This is a genomic window from Streptomyces sp. NPDC096193 (assembly GCF_040302905.1).
GTDB lineage: Bacteria > Actinomycetota > Actinomycetes > Streptomycetales > Streptomycetaceae > Streptomyces.
The window spans coordinates 74,382-90,800 of record NZ_JBEOSJ010000026.1; the positions used below are offsets into that span (position 1 = coordinate 74,382).

Genomic DNA, 16,419 nt, shown 5'->3' on the forward strand with positions numbered 1-16,419 from the left:
ACGACTCGCAACTCGCAACGGCTCGCGATGACTCGCAGTGAGGGGAAGGACAGATGACCGCATCACGCAGAGCAGTCCTTGGAGCGGCACTCGGCGGCGCCGTCGCGGCCGGGCTGCCCGGACTCATGTCACAGGCCGCCGCCGCCGGCTGGCAGCTGCGCTGGTCCCCGTCGGCACGCACCGACAAACTGCGGGCCTTCGAGACCATCGAGGACGACCGGGCCGACTCGCACACGTCGGCCGCGCCCCACATCACCACCGAAGGCGACAACTTCCGTTTCACCATGCACACCGTGGACCGCGACACCGCGACGGACCGGCAGCGCCACGAGGTCACCGGCTGCCGCAACGGCAGCTCGTCGCTTCAGTGGACGTCGGGCCAGACCTGGCGGGTCACCTACCGCATGTTCATCCCGAGCACGCTGAAGGCGACCACCAGCTTCACGCACATCATGCAGATGAAGCAGCCGGGCACCGGGTCGTCCCCGATCGTCGTGCAGTCGCTGCGCCGGGTGAACGGCGTACAGACCATCGAGCTGAAGGTCATATCCGGTGATGTCCTCGTCGGGCGGACCAACCTCGAACCGCTGCACAACAAATGGATCGACGTCGACTTCCAGATCAGGATCGGCAACGGCACGGCCGGCTCCGTCCGCTGGATCCTCAAGAACGGCGGGACCACCGTGATCGACGCGTCGAAGTCGGGTGTCGACACCTTCCTCGCGGACCGGGTGCGCCCCAAGTGGGGTATCTACCGCTCCCTGGGCGACAGTTCGGGCTCACTCCAGAACTGCCACATGCTCCTCACCGAGATGCGCGGCTATCAGCTCGTCTGAGGATGGGCGTCGGTACGGCGAAGGCGTACGACAGCGGCACGTACGGCCGGCTGCGCGCGGTGACCGAGCTGCCCGGCGCCGGGCGGTTCGCGATGCCGAGCCGGCCAGTTCGCCGTGCCGCGAGCCGGCCAGTTCGCCGCGTCGTCAGCGGTAGAGCGCGTCGACCTCGACCGCGTACGCCGCCTCGATCGCCTTCCGCTTCAGCTTCAGCGACGGGGTGAGCAGTCCGTGCTCCTCGCTGAACGGGTGGGCCAGGATGCGGAACGTGCGGATCGACTCCGCCTGCGAGACCAGGGTGTTGGCGGCCACCACGGCCCGGCGGACCTCCATCTCCAGATCCGGGTCACGCACCAGATCCGCCGGTGCCAGCGGTGCCTTGTCCTGCATCGCCAGCCAGTGGTCGACCGCCTCCTGGTCGACGGTGACCAGCGCCGCGATGTAGGGACGGTCGTTGCCGACCACGATGCACTGGTTGATCAGCGGATGCGCCCGTACGCGCTCCTCCAGCCCCACCGGCGACACACTCTTGCCGCCGGAGGTCACCAGGATCTCCTTCTTGCGGCCCGTGATCGTCAGATAGCCGTCCTCGTCCAGCGCCCCGAGGTCGCCGGTCGCCAGCCAGCCGTCGTGCAGCACCGCGTCGGTCGACTTGGGGTCGCCCAGATAGCCCGCGAACACGTGCTGGCCGTGAAGCCACACCTCGCCGTCCTCCGCGATGTGGACCGTGGTTCCAGGGATCGGCTGGCCGACCGTGCCGTAGCGGGTGCGCTCCGGGGGGTTCGCCGTCGCCGCGGCGCTCGACTCGGTGAGTCCGTAGCCCTCGAAGACGGTGACTCCCGCCCCCTCGAAGAAGAGACCGAGCCGCCGGTCCATGGCGGAGCCGCCGGACATGGCGTGGCGCACCCGGCCGCCCATCGCGTCGCGGACCTTGCCGTACACCATCTTCTCGAAGAACTGGTGCTGCATCCGCAGCCCGGCGGACGGGCCGGGGCCCAGGCCGAAGGCCCTGTGTTCCATGGCCTCCGCGTAGCGCACCGCCACATCGACGGCCTTCTCGAACGGGCCCGTCTTCCCGTCGATCTCCGCCCTGCGGTGCGCCGCGTTGTAGATCTTCTCCAGGATGTACGGCACCGCCAGGATGAACGTCGGTCTGAACGCCACCAGATCGGGCAGCAACGCCTTCGCCTGGAGCACCGGCTGGTGGCCGAGCTTGACCCGGCCGCGGATCGCCGCGATCTCCACCATGCGGCCGAAGACGTGGGCGAGCGGCAGGAACAGCAGTGTCGCGGCCTCGTCACCCGGTTTGGAGTGGAAGACCGGTTCCCAGCGCTTGATGAGGGTGTCGGTCTCGAACATGAAGTTGGCGTGCGTGATGACGCAGCCCTTCGGACGACCGGTGGTCCCGGAGGTGTAGATCACCGTGGCCATCGTGTCGGGCGTCACCGCGCGCCGGTGCCGGTGGACCACCTCGTCGTCGATGTGCGCGCCCGCCGCGTTCAGCTCCGCCACGGCTCCGGCGTCCAGTTGCCACAGCCGTTTCAACTGCGGAAGCCGGTCGATGACCGAGCCGACCGTCATGGAGTGGTCCTCGTGCTCGACCATGCACGCGGTGACCTCGGAGTCGTGCAGCATCCAGAAGACCTGCTCCGCCGAGGAGGTGGGGTAGATGGGCACGGAGTGCGCGCCGACCGTCCAGATGGCGAAGTCGAAGAGCGTCCACTCGTAGCGGGTACGGGACATCAGGGCGACCCGGTCACCGAACCGCACCCCGTGCGCCAACAGCCCCTTGGCCAGGGCCAGCACCTCGTCGCGGAACCGCGCGGACGTCACATCGTGCCAACGTCCTTCCGCGTCCTTGCGTCCGAGAACGACCCGATCGGGATCCTCCTGGGCATGGTCGAACACCGCATCCGCCAGTCCACCGACCTGAGGCGCTGCGTCCAGCGGGGGGACAGTGAACTCGCGCAATGGCCTGCTCCTTGTGGCGCTCCGCACAGCGCCGCGACGCTACCCCACCACGCTGACCGGCGGGAGGGCCTGGCAGAACTGTGGACGAATGGCATCACTACAGGTCAGACATAGATGTCCGGCCACACAAAAGAGAGTTGGACCACAGTTCTGACCGAAGAGTAAGTATGCCGGTGTCGAATCTCCACCGAATCTCGACGCAGCACGCACCGTCGCTTTACGGAGTCCAGAAGCTTTGGTCCGTACCAGGCCGGCGGGCGGGTCCGTGACCAGGCCCGGCGGGTGACGGTACGCGAACGGATCGGTGCGAGGTCATGATCGAGCCACCGGACCGGCCTTCGCGCGACGGAGCCGCCGAGCGGCCGGACCATCGAGTCGCCGAGCCGTCGCGCGTGGCTGTCACCGCTGCCGCGCGCCGCCGCCGCGATGCAGCCGGTCGGCACCCGCCAGGATCGACGATGCCAGCGCGGCCGCCGCCTCCTGCGCCGCATGCCCCGCGCCCGCCCGGCGGCCGTGCAGCAGGACGAAATCCACATCGCCCAGTTCGGGCAGACCGGCACGTGACGGCACCGGCACCAGGCCCGGCGGGATCAGCCCGCGGCTGTGCGCCATCACGCCGAGCCCGGCCCGCGCCGCCGCGACCAGCCCGCTCAGGCTGGTACTGGTGCAGGCGATCCGCCACGCCCGCCCCTCCGCCTCCAGGACCTCCAGCGCGCGGGCCCGCGTGATGCCGGGCGGCGGATAAACGATCAGCGGTACGGGCAGGGCCGGGTCGAGCCGCAGCTGCGGGGCGCCGATCCAGGACAGCGTGTCCTGCCAGACGAGCTCGCCGTGGGTGTCGCCGGTCCGCCGCTTGGCGAGCACCAGATCGAGTCGTCCCGCCTCCAGCCGCCTGTGCAGCGTGCCCGAGAGTTCCACGGAGAGCTCCAGGTCCACTTCGGGGTGATCGCGCCGGAAGGACTCCAGGATCTCCGGCAGCCGGGTCAGGACGAAGTCCTCGGATGCGCCGAAGCGCAGGCGGCCGCGCAACCGCTTGCCGGTGAAGAACGCGGACGCGCGCTCGTGCGCCTGGAGAATCGTCCGGGCGAAGCCGAGCATGGCCTCCCCGTCCTCGGTGAGCTCCACGCTGTGCGTGTCCCGGCTGAACAGCTGCCGACCGGTGGCTTCCTCCAGCTTGCGCACGTGCTGGCTCACGGTCGACTGGCGCAGCCCGAGCCGGCGGGCGGCCTGGGTGAAGCTGAGCGTTTGGGCGACCGCGAGGAAGGTACGCAGTTGTGCGGGGTCGTACATGACCTCCACGGTAGGCCGTTTCCCCGCGTCCATCACGAAACGCGATGACAGTGAGCGTGGTGTACGGGATTCCCGATCGGTCCCGTCAGGAGCACCATGGGGAGGGCACGATCCTGAACCGAGAGCATGGAGCACATGAGTCGCCGCACGTTGTCGTTGCCGTCCTGGCTGCCCGTCGACCCGTACATCCTGGCGCTCCTCGGGACGGTGGTGCTCGCGGCCCTCCTGCCGGCGTCCGGACGCGCCGCCGACGTCGCGGGCGGTGCGTCGACCGGTGCCGTGGCCCTGCTGTTCTTTCTGTACGGCGCGCGGCTGTCGACGCGCGAGGCGGTCGACGGTCTGCGGCACTGGCGCCTGCACGTGACGGTGCTCGCCGCGACGTTCCTCGTCTTCCCGCTGCTGGGGCTCGCCGCGCGGGGCCTCGAACCCTGGCTGCTGACACCGCAGCTCTACAGCGGACTGCTGTTCCTGTGCCTCGTGCCGTCGACGATCCAGTCGTCGATCGCCTTCACCTCGATGGCGCGCGGGAACGTGCCCGCGGCGATCTGTGCCGGCTCCTTCTCCAGCATCGCCGGCATCGTGCTCACCCCGCTGCTCGCGGCGATCGTGCTCGGCGGCCGGGCCGGCGGCTTCTCCGCGGATTCGCTGCTGCGGATCGTGCTGCAACTGCTCGTGCCCTTCCTGGCGGGCCAGTTGCTGCGACGGTGGGTCGGGGGCTTCCTCACCCGTCACAAGAAGGTGCTCGGGTACGTCGACCGCGGCTCGATCCTGCTCGTCGTCTACACGGCCTTCAGCGCGGGCATGAAGGCGGGCGTCTGGCACCAGGTCACCCCGGTGCGCCTCGGCGCTCTGCTGCTGGTCGAGGCGGTGCTCCTCGCGGCGATGCTGACACTCACCTGGTACGGCTCGCGGTGGCTCGGTTTCGAGCGGGCGGACCGCGTCGCGATCCAGTTCGCCGGCTCGAAGAAGAGCCTGGCGGCCGGCCTGCCCATGGCCACGGTGCTCTTCGGCGCCCAGGCGAGCCTCGCCGTCCTGCCCTTGATGCTCTTCCACCAGATGCAACTGATGGTCTGCGCGGTCATCGCCAAGCGCCGCAGTCGTGAGGTGGAGGCCGAGGTGGTCCAGGCGCCCGGTACGAAGGTTCTGTCGGGTGCGCGGTCAGCACCCTGAACAGCGGTGCGTGCGCAGTCTGTTCGTGTCGGCGGTGACCGGGTCACGTCGTCCGACGTGACCAACGCCTCGCGGCATTGCCCGCGGCCGGGCGACCCTGAAGCCGCCCGCGCCTGACAAGATCGTCGGGTGACGACGTACGCGACACGCCCCTTCGGCGCCCGCCCCTGCACTCTGGTCGTCTGCCGCGGCTGCTGCTGCGGGGACGCGGCCAAGCACCCCGGCACCGACCACGAAGGCCAACTGGCCCGGTTGCGGGCGGCGGCCGGGGCGTCGGGCGGCAGGTTCGCGGTCCGCACGAGCGACTGCCTCGGCCCGTGCGGCCAGGCGAACGTGATCGTGGTCCAGCCCTCGACGGAGGGCCGACGCCGAGGCGCCAGGGCGGCCTGGATCGGCTGGGCGCTCGACGACGACGCCACGGACGACGTCCTCGCCTGGGCGCAGGCGGGCGGTCCTGGCTTCGCCGAGCCGTCGCCGACGCTGGAACTCCAGGTGATCCCGGCACCGGCGACGCGAAGGTGAGGCAGGCCGTGGCGGTTTGATGCCGGTCGGGTGCGTGCGTGCGGCAGGCCGTGGCGGGTTGATGCCGACCGGGTGCGTGCGTGCGTGCGGCAGGCCGTGGCGGGTTGATGCCGACCGGGTGCGTGCGGCGGTTCCGGCGGTTTGATACCGGTCGGGTGCGTACGTGCGGCGGATCGCGGCGGGTTGATGCCGATCCGATGCGTGCGTGCATGCGGCATGCCGTGGCGATTTGATGCCGGCCGCGCTGCCCTTACCCGCCTGTCTTCCCCGGCCGCAGGGGCGAACCTCAGCGCACCGCGCGATGCCCCGTCGCCGCCTCAACACCTCAGCCGCAGGCATTCCCGACGTGCACCGCGTCGCCCACGACACATGGAAGAACGGCGACTGGCTCCCCGGGCAGAACTTCGACAACACGGGCCGGCTGCCGGACCCCGTGAACACCACCGAGCCGCAGCCCGGCGGGGACTTCTGGCCCGGCCAGATCAGCCGTACGCACGTCGGTGTGACCCGGTACGGCTACCGCGACGTGATGGCCGGACTGCGGGCCGGACGCGTCTGGGTCGACCACGCACAGCTCGTCGACGGCATCGACGTACGCGTGAACCGGCGCCACGGCATCGGCCGCGGCGCCACCCTCGGCGGCCGGCTGCGTGTCCGCCGCGGGGAGAACGTCGAGCTCACCGTCACGGTCACCACGGCGACCCGCCCCAACCACCACGGCGAGATCCCGCGCCTGGCCCACCTGGACGTGATCCGCGGAGCGGTCCCCGGTCCGGTGGCCGACCGCGACGACTGGCGGGCACCCGACACGAAGGTCGTCCACACCACGGACGTCGAGGGCCGCCGCGGCCGGTTCACGCTGCGTATCCCGGGGGCAGGGCGGCTGAGTCGTTCTACGTCCGGCTGCGCGGCAGCGACGGGCGGCGCAACGGCCCCGGCTTCCTCGGCGCGACCGTCGACCCGCACGGCCCGGTCCCGCACGAGCCCGGCAACGGTGACCCGTGGCTCGACACGTGGTGCTACACGAACCCGGTGTTCGTGGACGTGGTGCGCTGACGCACCGGTGAGGAGGGGCGTCTCACGGAAGGACCCGGCCGGCGCAGGGGGCGCTCCCCGCCGGCCGGGCCCGTATCCCGTGCAGCGGGGAGCGTCAGACCCCGGTGCCCAGGGCGATCCGCTCGTCGCCCGCATACACGTTCATATTGGCGCCCCGCAGGAACCCGACCAGCGTCAGTCCCGTCTCGGCGGCCAGGTCCACGGCCAGTGAGGAGGGCGCCGAGACGGCGGCCAGCACCGGGATCCCGGCCATCACCGCCTTCTGCGCCAGCTCGAACGAGGCGCGGCCCGAGACCAGCAGGATCGCCCGGGACAGCGGCAGATCGCCGTTCTGCAGCGCGCGGCCGATGAGTTTGTCGACGGCGTTGTGCCGTCCGACGTCCTCCCGGATGTCGAGCAGCTCACCCTCCTCGGAGAAGAGGGCCGCCGCGTGGAGCCCCCCGGTCCGGTCGAAGACCCGCTGTGCGGCGCGCAGCCGGTCGGGGAGGCCCGCCAGCAGAGCGGGCTCGATACGGACCGGGGGAGTGTCGGCGATCGGGAAGCGTGCGGTCGTGCGGACGGCGTCGAGACTGGCCTTGCCGCACAGTCCGCACGAGGAGGTGGTGTAGACGTTCCGTTCGAGGGTGATGTCGGGCAGCACGACCCCGGGGGCGAGCCGCACGTCCACCACGTTGTACGTGTTCGAGCCGTCGGCCGTCGCCCCGGCGCAGTAGACGATCGACTGGAGCTCGTCGGCCGCCCCCAGCACGCCCTCGCTCACCAGGAACCCGGCGGCGAGGGCGAAGTCGTCGCCGGGGGTGCGCATGGTGATGGCGAGCGGTTTGCCGCCCAGACGGATCTCCAGCGGTTCCTCGGCCACCAGGGTGTCCGGGCGGGACGTCACCGCCCCGTCCCTGATGCGGATGGTGCGTCGGCGCTCGGTGACCCGTCCCATGGCGATCAATTCCGATTCTGTACGTGTTGGTAGCCGAAGCGACCCTTGATGCAGAGGTTGCCGTGGGTCACCGGGTTGTCGTGCGGCGAGGTGACCTTGACGATCTCATTCTCCTGCACATGAAGCGTCAGGTTGCAGCCGACACCGCAGTAGGCGCAGACCGTGGTGGTTTCCGTCTGCGCCGACTCGTCCCAGGTACCCGCCGCGCGCATGTCGAACTCCGACTTGAAGGAGAGCGCACCCGTCGGGCACACCTCGATGCAGTTGCCGCAGTAGACACAGGCCGAGTCGGTGAGCGGGGCGTCGTGCTCGGTGGAGATACGGGCGTCGAAACCGCGGCCCGCCACCGCGATGGCGAAGGTGTTCTGCCACTGCTCGCCGCACGCGTCCACGCATTTGTAGCAGAGGATGCACTTGTCGTAGTCGCGGACGTACAGGTCGTTGTCGACCTTCGGCTCCTCGTTGACCGTCGCCGCGTCCGGGCCGAACCGGGCGGGCTTCGCCTCGTACTCCTTGATCCACTCGGCCGCCCGGGGGGTGGTCGACAGATCGGTCGAGGAGGCCAGCAGTTCCAGCACGACCTTGCGGCTGTGCCGGGCGCGCTCGGTGTCCGTATGCACCGTCATGCCGGGCTCCGCACGGCGCGAGCAGGCCGGCGCGAGTGTCCGTGCCCCCTCCACCTCCACCACACACACCCGGCAGGCGTTCTTCGGCGTGAGCGTGTCGCCCTGGCACAGGGTGGGGATGTCCTTGCCGGCGGCCCGGCAGGCGTCCAGGATCGTGTCGCCCTCGGGGACCCTGACGGGGGCGTCGTCGAGCGTGAACTCGACCAGCCGCCGCGGCGGCCCGAGCGGTATCGCGGTCATTCGTAGGCTCCCAGCCGGTCGATGGCGGATTCGACGGCGTTCCAGGCGGTCTGTCCGAGACCGCAGATCGATGCGTCGCGCATGGCCCGGCCGACCTCGCGCAGGACGGCGATGTCGTCCGCCGCCGCGGCGCCCGTGCGGTCCTTGATGCGGTGCAGGGCCTCCTCCTGGCGGACCGTGCCGACCCGGCAGGGCACGCACTGACCACAGGACTCGTCCCGGAAGAACTCCGCGATCCGCAGCAGGATGCGCGGCAGCTCGACGGTGTCGTCGAGTACGAGGATCACCCCCGAGCCGAGCGTCGTGCCCGCGGCCCGTGTTCCCTCGAAGGTGAGGGGGATGTCCAGCTCGTCGGGCCGGACGAAGCTGCCGGCCGCGCCGCCGAGCAGGACGGCGCGGATGGTGCGCGGCGGTCCCGCGCGTTCGATGAGCTCGCCGAGCGTGGCGCCGAAGGGCAGTTCGTACACGCCCGGCCGTGCCACGTTCCCCGAGAGGCAGAAGAGTTTGGTCTCCTCGGCGCGCCCCGTGAGGATCGGCAGGACGTTGACGAGCGTCTCCACGTTGTTGACCGCGGTCGGCTTGCCGAAGAGGCCCTTCTCGACGGGGAACGGCGGCTTGCTGCGCGGCTCGCCGCGGTAGCCCTCGATCGAGTTGAAGATCGCGGTCTCCTCGCCGCAGATGTACGCGCCGGCGCCCCGCCGGATCTCGATGTCGAACGCGTACCCATGGCCGAGGATGTCGTCGCCCAGCAGATTGCGGGCCCGTGCCTGGTCGATGGCGTTCGTGAGGTGTGCCAGCGCGCGGGGGTACTCGCCGCGGAGGTAGAGATAGCCCCGTCGGGCCCCGACGGCGTACCCGGCGATGGTCATCGCCTCGATGAGGGCGTACGGATCGCCCTCCATCAGCACCCGGTCCTTGAAGGTCCCAGGTTCGCTCTCGTCCGCGTTGCACACGAGGTAGTGGGGGTGGTCGGGCTGCGAGGCGGTCGCCTGCCACTTGCGTCCGGTGGGGAACGCGGCACCGCCGCGCCCGACGAGCCCGGAGTCGGTGACCTCCCGGATGACGCCGGCCGGGCCGAGGGCGAAGGCGCGGCGGAGAGCCGCGTAACCGCCGTACGAGCGGTAGTCGTCGATGCTCAGCGGGTCGACGACGCCCACCCGCCTCAGCAGCGTCAGGCCGGGGTCACCGGCCTGGGGCACGGCTGTGCGGGCGTCCGCCTCGGCGGGCGCCCCGGCGACGGAGGCGACCGCCGTCATGACCGCCTCCGCCGTCGCGGGGGCGACGACGGCGGTCGCGTATCCGGTACGTCCGTCGGCCGGTTCCTCGTTCGCGGGACGGGCCGGATCGCCCTGTCCCGCCTGCATGACCAGCGCCGCCGGAGCCCGCTCGCACAGGCCCAGGCACGGGCTCGGCTGGTAGGCCACATCGGGCCCGAGCCGGTCCTGGAGCGCGGCCGTCAGGGTGGACGAGCCCTTCGCCGCGCACGCCAGGTCGGTGCACACGTGCAGCACCTTCGACACCCGCGGCCGCACCGAGAACAGCGAGTAGAAGGTCGCCACCCCGTACGCCTCGGCCGGCGGCACCGTCAGACGCCGGCAGATGTAGTCGAGCGCGCCCTCGCTCAGCCGGCCCACCCGGTCGTTCACCGCGTGCAGCGCCGGCAGCAGCAGATCCCGCCGCTCACGTGCCGCCGCACCGCCGCGCGCCCAGCGCAGGTCCTCGTCGGTGCGTTCCGCCCCGCCCTCCCAGCCCGTTCCGGCCGGACCCAGCAGGGAGTCGACCGCGTCCCGTTCGTCGTCCGTCACCTTCGCCGCGTCGGCGAACTTCAGGTCCATGCCGGTACCAGCTTCTCGATGCGGATCGCGGACGCCTTGAACTCGGCCGTGCCCGCGATCGGGCAGTTCGCCTCGATGGTGAGCTGGTTGGTGTCGACCTCGTCCGGGAAGTGCATGGTCATGAACGCGAGCCCCGGCCGCAGTCCGGGGTCGATCCAGACGGGCGCCGTCACCGAGCCGCGCCGCGAGGAGATCCGCACCTCCTCGTCCGCCTCGACCCCGTAGGCGGCCGCGTCCTCGGGGCACAGCTCGATGTACTCACCACGGCGCAGCGGAGAGGCGAAACTGCCACTCTGCACACCGGTGTTGTACGAGTCGAGCCGTCGGCCGGTCGTCAGCCGCAGCGGGTACTCCTCGTCGGTGAGATCGACCGGCGGATCATGATGGACGAGCCCGAACGCCGCCGGGGTGCCGCGCTTGACCGGGTCGGTCTCCCACAGCCGCGCGTGCAGGAAGCTGGAGGGCAGTGCGTCCACGTCGGGGCAGGGCCACTGGAGGCCGGCGTGCTCGTCGAGGCGGTCGTACGTCATGCCGAAGTGGTCGGGGGACAGGGAGCGCAGCTCGTTCCACACCGCCTCCGAGTCGGTGAACTTCCAGTCGTCGTGGCCGAGGCGTTCGGCCATCGCGCAGAGGATGTCGATGTCCTCGCGGGCCTCGCCCGGCGGCACGAGCGCGGCCCGTACCCGCTGCACCCGGCGCTCGCTGTTCGTCGTCGTGCCGTCCGTCTCGGCCCAGGCCGCGGTCGCGGGCAGGACCACATCGGCCATCTCCGCGGTCTTCGTCAGGAAGATGTCCTGCACCACCAGGTGGTCGAGCGACTTCAGCCGCCGTATCGCCTGTTCGCTGTCGGCCTCGGACTGCGCCGGGTTCTCGCCGATGCAGTACACGGCGCGCAGTTCACGGCTGTCCATCGCCTCGAACATCTCGGTGAGCGTCATGCCGTACCGGGGCTCGATGACCGCGTCCCAGGTCCGCTCGAACTTGGTGCGGGCCACCGGGTCGAGAATGTCCTGGAAGCCGGGCAGCCGGTTGGGGATGGCTCCCATGTCGCCGCCGCCCTGGACGTTGTTCTGGCCGCGCAGCGGCTGGACCCCGGCTCCGTAGCGCCCCACCTGGCCGGTCAGGAGCGACAGGTTGATCAGTGCCCGCACGTTGTCGGTGCCGTTGTGGTGCTCGGTGATGCCGAGGGTCCAGCACAGCTGGGCCCGTTCGGCCGTGGCGTAGGCGTGCGCCAGCTCACGGATCGCGGCGGCCGGCACGCCCGTCACCTTCTCCGCGGCCGTCAGGGTCCAGGGCTCGACGAGTGCGGCGTACTCCTCGAAACCGGTCGTCGCCCGTTCCACGAAAGCCCGGTTGACCAGGCCGGCATGGATGATCTCCCGGCCGACGGCGTGCGCGAGGGGGATGTCGGTGCCCACATTGAGGCCGAGCCAGCTCTCCGCCCACTCGGCCGTCGAGGTGCGCCGGGGATCGACGGCGTACATGCGCGCGCCGTTGCGTACGCCCTTGAGCACGTGCTGGAAGAAGATCGGGTGGGCGAAGCGCGCGTTGGAGCCCCACATCACGATGAGATCGGTGTGGTCGACCTCCTCGTAGGACGAGGTCCCCCCTCCGGAACCGAAGACGGCGGAGAGGCCGGCCACGCTCGGCGCGTGACACGTGCGGTTGCAGGAGTCGACGTTGTTCGTGCCCATCACCACACGCGTGAACTTCTGCGCCACATAGTTCATCTCGTTGGTTGCACGGGCGCAGGAGAGCATCGCGAAGGCGTCGGGGCCGTGCAGTTCCCGGGCCTGCCGGAAGCCGGCCGCCGCCCGGTCCAGTGCCTCGTCCCAACTCGCCCTGCGCAACCGTCCGTCGTCGTCGCGCACCAGTGGGTGGGTGAGCCTCGGATACGTCTTCTGCGTCTTCTTCTTCATGCTGCACTTCCTGCTGAGGCGGTGGTGGCAAGGAGATCGGCGAGCGCGTGCACGGCGCACAGTTTCGGCACCGGGGTCCTGGTCAGCGCGGCGAGCTCGACGACTGCCGCGAGCAGCACGTCCAGTTCGAGCGGCTTGCCCTTCTCCAGGTCCTGAAGGGTGGAGGTCTTGTGGTCGCCGACGCGTTCGGCGCCGGCGATGCGCTTCTCCACGGAGATCTCGGGGTGGCAGCCGACCGCGGCCGCCACGTCGAGGGTTTCCCGCATCATCGTCTCGACCAGGGCTTTCGTGTCCCGGTGGCGGCAGATCTGCGCCATGGTGGCCCGGGAGAGGGCGCTGATCGGGTTGAAGGAGATGTTGCCGAGCAGCTTGATCCAGATGTCGTTGCGCAGGTCGGGTTCGACGGGACACTTCAGGCCGCCCGCGACCATGGCCTCGCTGAATTCGAGGCAGCGCCGCGACACGCTCAGATCGGGTTCACCGATGGAGAACCGCGTGCCCTCCAAGTGGCGTACGACGCCGGGGCCTTCGAGTTCGGTCGCCGCGTAGACGACACACCCGATGGCGCGCTCCGGCGGCAGCGTCGCGCTCACCGAACCGCCAGGGTCGACGCTCTCGATACGGCGTCCGGTGTACGGGCCGGGGAGCCCGTGGAAGTACCACCACGGGATGCCGTTCTGTGCGGCGACCACCGAGGTGTGCTCGTGCAGCAGGGGATGGACCAGCGGCCCCGACGCCGCGTAGGAGTTCGCCTTGAGGCCGAGGAAGACATGGTCGACGGGCCCGACGGAGGCGGGGTCGTCGGTGGCGTTGGGCCGCGCGGTGAAGTCGCCGCGCGGGCTGAGGACACGGACACCGTCACGGCGCATGGCCGCGAGGTGCGCACCGCGGGCGATGAGGTGGACTTCGGCGCCGGCGCGGTGCAGCGCGGCCCCGACGTATGCGCCGATGGCTCCGGCGCCGACAACTGCGACTTTCACGGGGGCTCTCCGTTCGGTTGAGCGACCGAGCGAGGGCGGAGGTGACGAGGGTTGAGTCGACAGAATATTGTCTACAGTATGCCTTTCTGCCGGTCAATACTCGTCACACCCTTCGGGAAAGCTCCAAAATCCGCCCCCCGAATCCTGTGGGGTCACGTGCCGTCGTACCGGGTGGTAGCAGCCAAGACTGGGACGTTCCATCTGGCCTCCAGGACGGGATCCCTATATGACCGGCACGCGCATCACCGCGCTGGGGCACTACCAGCCCGCCAAGGTGCTCACCAACGAGGACCTGGCGGCCATGGTCGACACCAGTGACGAGTGGATCCGCTCGCGCGTCGGCATCCGGACCCGTCACGTCGCGGCGGAGGACGAGCCCGTCGACGAGCTCGCCGCCCACGCCGCCGCCAAGGCCCTGGCCGCGGCCGGCCTCACCCCGGGGGACATCGACCTCGTCCTGGTCGCCACCTCCACGGCGATCGACCGGTCCCCGAACATGGCGGCGCGCGTCGCGGCCCGGCTCGGCATGGGCTCACCCGCCGTGATGGACCTCAATGTCGTCTGCGCGGGCTTCACCCACGCCCTCGCCACCGCCGACCACGCCCTGCGTGCCGGATCGGCGGAGCGGGCACTGGTCATCGGAGCCGACAAGATGGCCGCGGTGGCCGACTGGAGCGACCGCACCAGCTGCGTCCTCGTCGGCGACGGCGCGGGGGCCGCGGTCGTGGAGGCGACCCGGGAGGGCGAGCGGCCGGGCATCGGTCCCGTCCTGTGGGGCTCTGTCCCCGAGATGGGCCACGCCGTACGGATCGAGGGCACCCCGCCGCGCTTCGCGCAGGAGGGCCAGTCCGTCTACCGGTGGGCCACCACGCAGCTGCCGCCCATCGCGCGCAAGGTGTGCGAGCGTGGCGGAGTCACCCCGGAGGAACTGGCGGCGGTCGTCCTCCACCAGGCCAATCTGCGGATCATCGAACCCGTCGCCCAGAAGATCGGGGCCGTGAACGCCGTCATCGCGCGCGATGTGGTCGAGTCCGGCAACACCTCGGCCGCCTCCATCCCGCTGGCGCTGTCGAAGCTGATCGAGCGTGGGGAGATCGAGTCCGGCGATCCGGTGCTGCTGTTCGGCTTCGGCGGCAACCTCTCCTACGCGGGCCAGATCGTCCGCTGCCCCTGAGATCTGCTGCACCGGGGATGCGCCGTCTCCTGGATCCGCTGGGCTCCTGCGGCTGTCTCCGGGCGTCGGCGCGCCGGGCGGCCCGCCTGCCGGGCAGACTGAACGGCATGGTGGCGAAGCGAAGCGCGGGCCTTCTGCTGTTCCGCATCACGGGCACGGAGGCCGAGGTGCTCATCGGGCACATGGGAGGCCCGTACTGGGAGGGCCGGGACGAGAAGGCCTGGTCGGTGCCGAAGGGGGAGTACCTCGCCGAGGAGCAGCCGATGACCGCGGCGCGTCGGGAGTTCGAGGAGGAGCTGGGGCTCGCGCCACCCGACGGTGAGTGGCTGCCGCTCGGCGACGCCCGCCAGCCGAGCGGGAAGATCGTGATCGCCTGGGCGCTGGAGGGCGACCTCGACATCGGACGCGTGGTGCCGGGCACGTTCACCATGGAGTGGCCGCCCCGGTCGGGGCGGATGGAGGAGTTCCCGGAGATCGACCGGGTCGCATGGCTCCGGCTGGACGAGGCGCGCGGGAAGCTGGTCGCCGGCCAGCAGGTCTTCATCGACCGCCTCAAAGACCTTCTCGACGGTCGCCAGGAGCCCGGCACAGCGTGAATCCCGCCGAAGAGCCTCTGGAAGCAGGGGAATCCCGCCAGAGGTGACGTGTATCTCGGTGCGGTTTCCGCATGACGGTGATTGCGCTCGGTAGACTGTAGACGATAACCAATTGTGTCGCCGTCGGCCGCAAGGGGGACCATGATGTTGTCCGCAGGACTGCCGCAGGGCGCCGTGCCCAAGCTGGAACGACCTGGTCCGCTGCGTGAGCGCGTGTACGAGGCGTTGCTGGAGCTGATCACGACGCGGGCGCTGCGCCCCGGCCAGCATCTGGTCGAGAGCGAACTCGCGGGTCATCTCGGAGTCTCCCGTCAGCCCGTGCGCGAGGCGTTGCAGCGGCTGAACACCGAGGGGTGGGTCGATCTGCGGCCGGCGCAGGGGGCCTTCGTCCACGAGCCGACCGAGGACGAGGCGGACCAGCTGCTCTCCGTGCGCACCCTCCTGGAGGCCGAGGCGGCCCGGCTCGCCGCGGCGAACTCCGGCTCCGCGGGCATCGCCGAGCTGGAAAAGCTGTGCGCGCAAGGCGAACAGGCTGTCGCCGACGACGACGTGGATCTGGCCGTGGCCACCAACGCCACCTTCCACGCCAAGGTGATGGAGCTCGCCGGGAACGTCGTCCTGCGGGAACTGGCCTCCCAGGTGGACCGTCGCGTCCGCTGGTACTACACCCCCGTGGCGCGGCAGCGTGGCCGGCAGTCGTGGATCGAGCACCGTGAACTGATCGCGGCGATCGCCCACCGTGACGAGCAGCGCGCGACCGAGGTCATGAAGGCGCACACCGAGCACACCCGCAAGACGTACCACCAGCGCGAACAGGGGTAGCGGCCGGCGCCCGTCGGAGAGCGGCGGATCCGAGGGTGCGGGGCGTGAGGGGGGTCCGAGGGCGCGGGGCGTGAGGGTGGTCCGAGGTCGCCCGGCGTGAGGGTGGTCCGCGCGAGCGTTCTCCCCGATCGTGCGAAAACGCGGCGTCCTCGGTCGCGGAACCTCAGGGCTGCCGCTCCGTTCAGGTCGACCACCGCTCGATCCTCTGCGAAACCGCACCGTGCGGATCTCCGTACGGTGCTTCGGCATGCCCGCACACCCCGGCAGACACCCCTCTCGACGCGCTTCCCGCAGATCGGCCTTGCTCGCCGAACTGGCCTTTGTCCCGAGTGTGGAGAAAGTTGGACCGGAACTCTGCGCAAGTTCTTCCCACTTGGGGAAAGCGCTGCTACGTTCCCCTCGAAAGCACGACAAGACGGAGCCGAATCAGGTGCCCCGTGCCGATGGCCAG

Annotated in this window: 13 protein-coding genes and 1 pseudogene; 7 read left to right on the forward strand and 7 right to left on the reverse strand. The window is 70.5% G+C overall.

Annotation, left to right across the window (positions count from 1 at the left end):
• Window positions 1–53 precede the first annotated feature (53 nt).
• A complete protein-coding gene (locus tag ABTX78_RS29585) occupies window positions 54–836 on the forward strand; it encodes a Tat pathway signal sequence domain protein (protein ID WP_352209840.1) in 783 nt (260 codons plus the stop codon).
• A gap of 144 nt (window positions 837–980) precedes the next feature.
• On the opposite strand, the gene ABTX78_RS29590 is transcribed toward ABTX78_RS29585, so the two are convergent.
• A complete protein-coding gene (locus ABTX78_RS29590; protein WP_352209841.1) occupies window positions 981–2,804 on the reverse strand; it encodes an AMP-dependent synthetase/ligase in 1,824 nt (607 codons plus the stop codon).
• A gap of 399 nt (window positions 2,805–3,203) precedes the next feature.
• Window positions 3,204–4,103, reverse strand: a complete 900-nt coding sequence (locus ABTX78_RS29595) for a LysR substrate-binding domain-containing protein (RefSeq protein ID WP_352209842.1) — start codon at window positions 4,101–4,103, stop codon at window positions 3,204–3,206.
• A gap of 126 nt (window positions 4,104–4,229) precedes the next feature.
• Between ABTX78_RS29595 and ABTX78_RS29600 the strand changes: the two genes are divergently transcribed.
• From ABTX78_RS29600 to ABTX78_RS29610, 3 genes and pseudogenes are all read left to right on the forward strand, one after another.
• Window positions 4,230–5,264 (forward strand): bile acid:sodium symporter family protein, encoded by a 1,035-nt coding sequence (locus tag ABTX78_RS29600; protein WP_352209843.1) that lies wholly within the window; start codon window positions 4,230–4,232, stop codon window positions 5,262–5,264.
• Between the two features lie 129 nt (window positions 5,265–5,393).
• Complete coding sequence (locus ABTX78_RS29605) at window positions 5,394–5,786, forward strand: (2Fe-2S) ferredoxin domain-containing protein (RefSeq protein ID WP_352209844.1); 393 nt, start codon at window positions 5,394–5,396, stop codon at window positions 5,784–5,786.
• Between the two features lie 343 nt (window positions 5,787–6,129).
• Window positions 6,130–6,842, forward strand: a pseudogene (locus ABTX78_RS29610) (histidinol-phosphatase); the annotation flags it as partial.
• Window positions 6,843–6,936: 94 nt separating this feature from the next.
• Here ABTX78_RS29610 and fdhD read toward each other — a convergent pair.
• The 5 genes from fdhD to ABTX78_RS29635 are packed head-to-tail and all read right to left on the reverse strand — an operon-like array spanning window position 6,937 to window position 13,376.
• Window positions 6,937–7,776 carry a formate dehydrogenase accessory sulfurtransferase FdhD gene (fdhD, locus tag ABTX78_RS29615; RefSeq protein WP_352209870.1) on the reverse strand — a complete coding sequence of 280 codons (840 nt, stop codon included), beginning with the start codon at window positions 7,774–7,776 and terminating at the stop codon, window positions 6,937–6,939.
• A gap of 5 nt (window positions 7,777–7,781) precedes the next feature.
• On the reverse strand, window positions 7,782–8,642 hold the full coding sequence (locus ABTX78_RS29620; protein WP_352209845.1) for a 2Fe-2S iron-sulfur cluster-binding protein: 861 nt from the start codon (window positions 8,640–8,642) through the stop codon (window positions 7,782–7,784).
• The gene (locus ABTX78_RS29625) at window positions 8,639–10,477 is read right to left on the reverse strand and encodes an NADH-ubiquinone oxidoreductase-F iron-sulfur binding region domain-containing protein (protein WP_352209846.1); all 1,839 of its coding nucleotides are present in this window, start codon (window positions 10,475–10,477) and stop codon (window positions 8,639–8,641) included. Before ABTX78_RS29625 ends, ABTX78_RS29620 begins: the two co-directional genes overlap by 4 nt.
• Window positions 10,468–12,396: a molybdopterin oxidoreductase family protein gene (locus tag ABTX78_RS29630; protein WP_352209847.1), complete on the reverse strand. Its 1,929-nt coding sequence runs from the start codon at window positions 12,394–12,396 to the stop codon at window positions 10,468–10,470. Before ABTX78_RS29630 ends, ABTX78_RS29625 begins: the two co-directional genes overlap by 10 nt.
• The gene (locus tag ABTX78_RS29635; protein ID WP_352209848.1) at window positions 12,393–13,376 is read right to left on the reverse strand and encodes a 2-dehydropantoate 2-reductase; all 984 of its coding nucleotides are present in this window, start codon (window positions 13,374–13,376) and stop codon (window positions 12,393–12,395) included. The genes ABTX78_RS29630 and ABTX78_RS29635 overlap by 4 nt, the downstream gene beginning before the upstream one ends.
• Before the next feature lie 226 nt (window positions 13,377–13,602).
• Here ABTX78_RS29635 and ABTX78_RS29640 point away from each other — a divergent pair, with 226 nt between their 5' ends.
• The 3 genes from ABTX78_RS29640 (at window position 13,603) to ABTX78_RS29650 (ending at window position 15,968) form a co-directional block, all read left to right on the forward strand.
• Window positions 13,603–14,550: a beta-ketoacyl-ACP synthase III gene (locus ABTX78_RS29640; RefSeq protein WP_340476358.1), complete on the forward strand. Its 948-nt coding sequence runs from the start codon at window positions 13,603–13,605 to the stop codon at window positions 14,548–14,550.
• A 107-nt stretch (window positions 14,551–14,657) separates the two neighbouring features.
• A complete protein-coding gene (locus tag ABTX78_RS29645; RefSeq protein WP_352209849.1) occupies window positions 14,658–15,146 on the forward strand; it encodes an NUDIX hydrolase in 489 nt (162 codons plus the stop codon).
• Window positions 15,147–15,290: 144 nt separating this feature from the next.
• Entirely contained in the window at window positions 15,291–15,968 is a 678-nt protein-coding gene (locus ABTX78_RS29650) for a GntR family transcriptional regulator (protein WP_352209871.1), read from the forward strand.
• The last annotated feature ends 451 nt before the right edge of the window (window positions 15,969–16,419 follow it).

Coding starts and splice junctions, on each gene's coding strand:
- ABTX78_RS29640 (WP_340476358.1), top strand. CDS start 13,603: ATGACCGGCACGCGCATCACCGCGCTGGGGCACTACCAGCCCGCCAAG.
- ABTX78_RS29650 (WP_352209871.1), top strand. CDS start 15,291: ATGTTGTCCGCAGGACTGCCGCAGGGCGCCGTGCCCAAGCTGGAACGA.
- ABTX78_RS29600 (WP_352209843.1), top strand. CDS start 4,230: ATGAGTCGCCGCACGTTGTCGTTGCCGTCCTGGCTGCCCGTCGACCCG.
- ABTX78_RS29630 (WP_352209847.1), bottom strand. CDS start 12,396: ATGAAGAAGAAGACGCAGAAGACGTATCCGAGGCTCACCCACCCACTG.
- fdhD (WP_352209870.1), bottom strand. CDS start 7,776: ATGGGACGGGTCACCGAGCGCCGACGCACCATCCGCATCAGGGACGGG.
- ABTX78_RS29620 (WP_352209845.1), bottom strand. CDS start 8,642: ATGACCGCGATACCGCTCGGGCCGCCGCGGCGGCTGGTCGAGTTCACG.
- ABTX78_RS29585 (WP_352209840.1), top strand. CDS start 54: ATGACCGCATCACGCAGAGCAGTCCTTGGAGCGGCACTCGGCGGCGCC.
- ABTX78_RS29645 (WP_352209849.1), top strand. CDS start 14,658: ATGGTGGCGAAGCGAAGCGCGGGCCTTCTGCTGTTCCGCATCACGGGC.
- ABTX78_RS29625 (WP_352209846.1), bottom strand. CDS start 10,477: ATGGACCTGAAGTTCGCCGACGCGGCGAAGGTGACGGACGACGAACGG.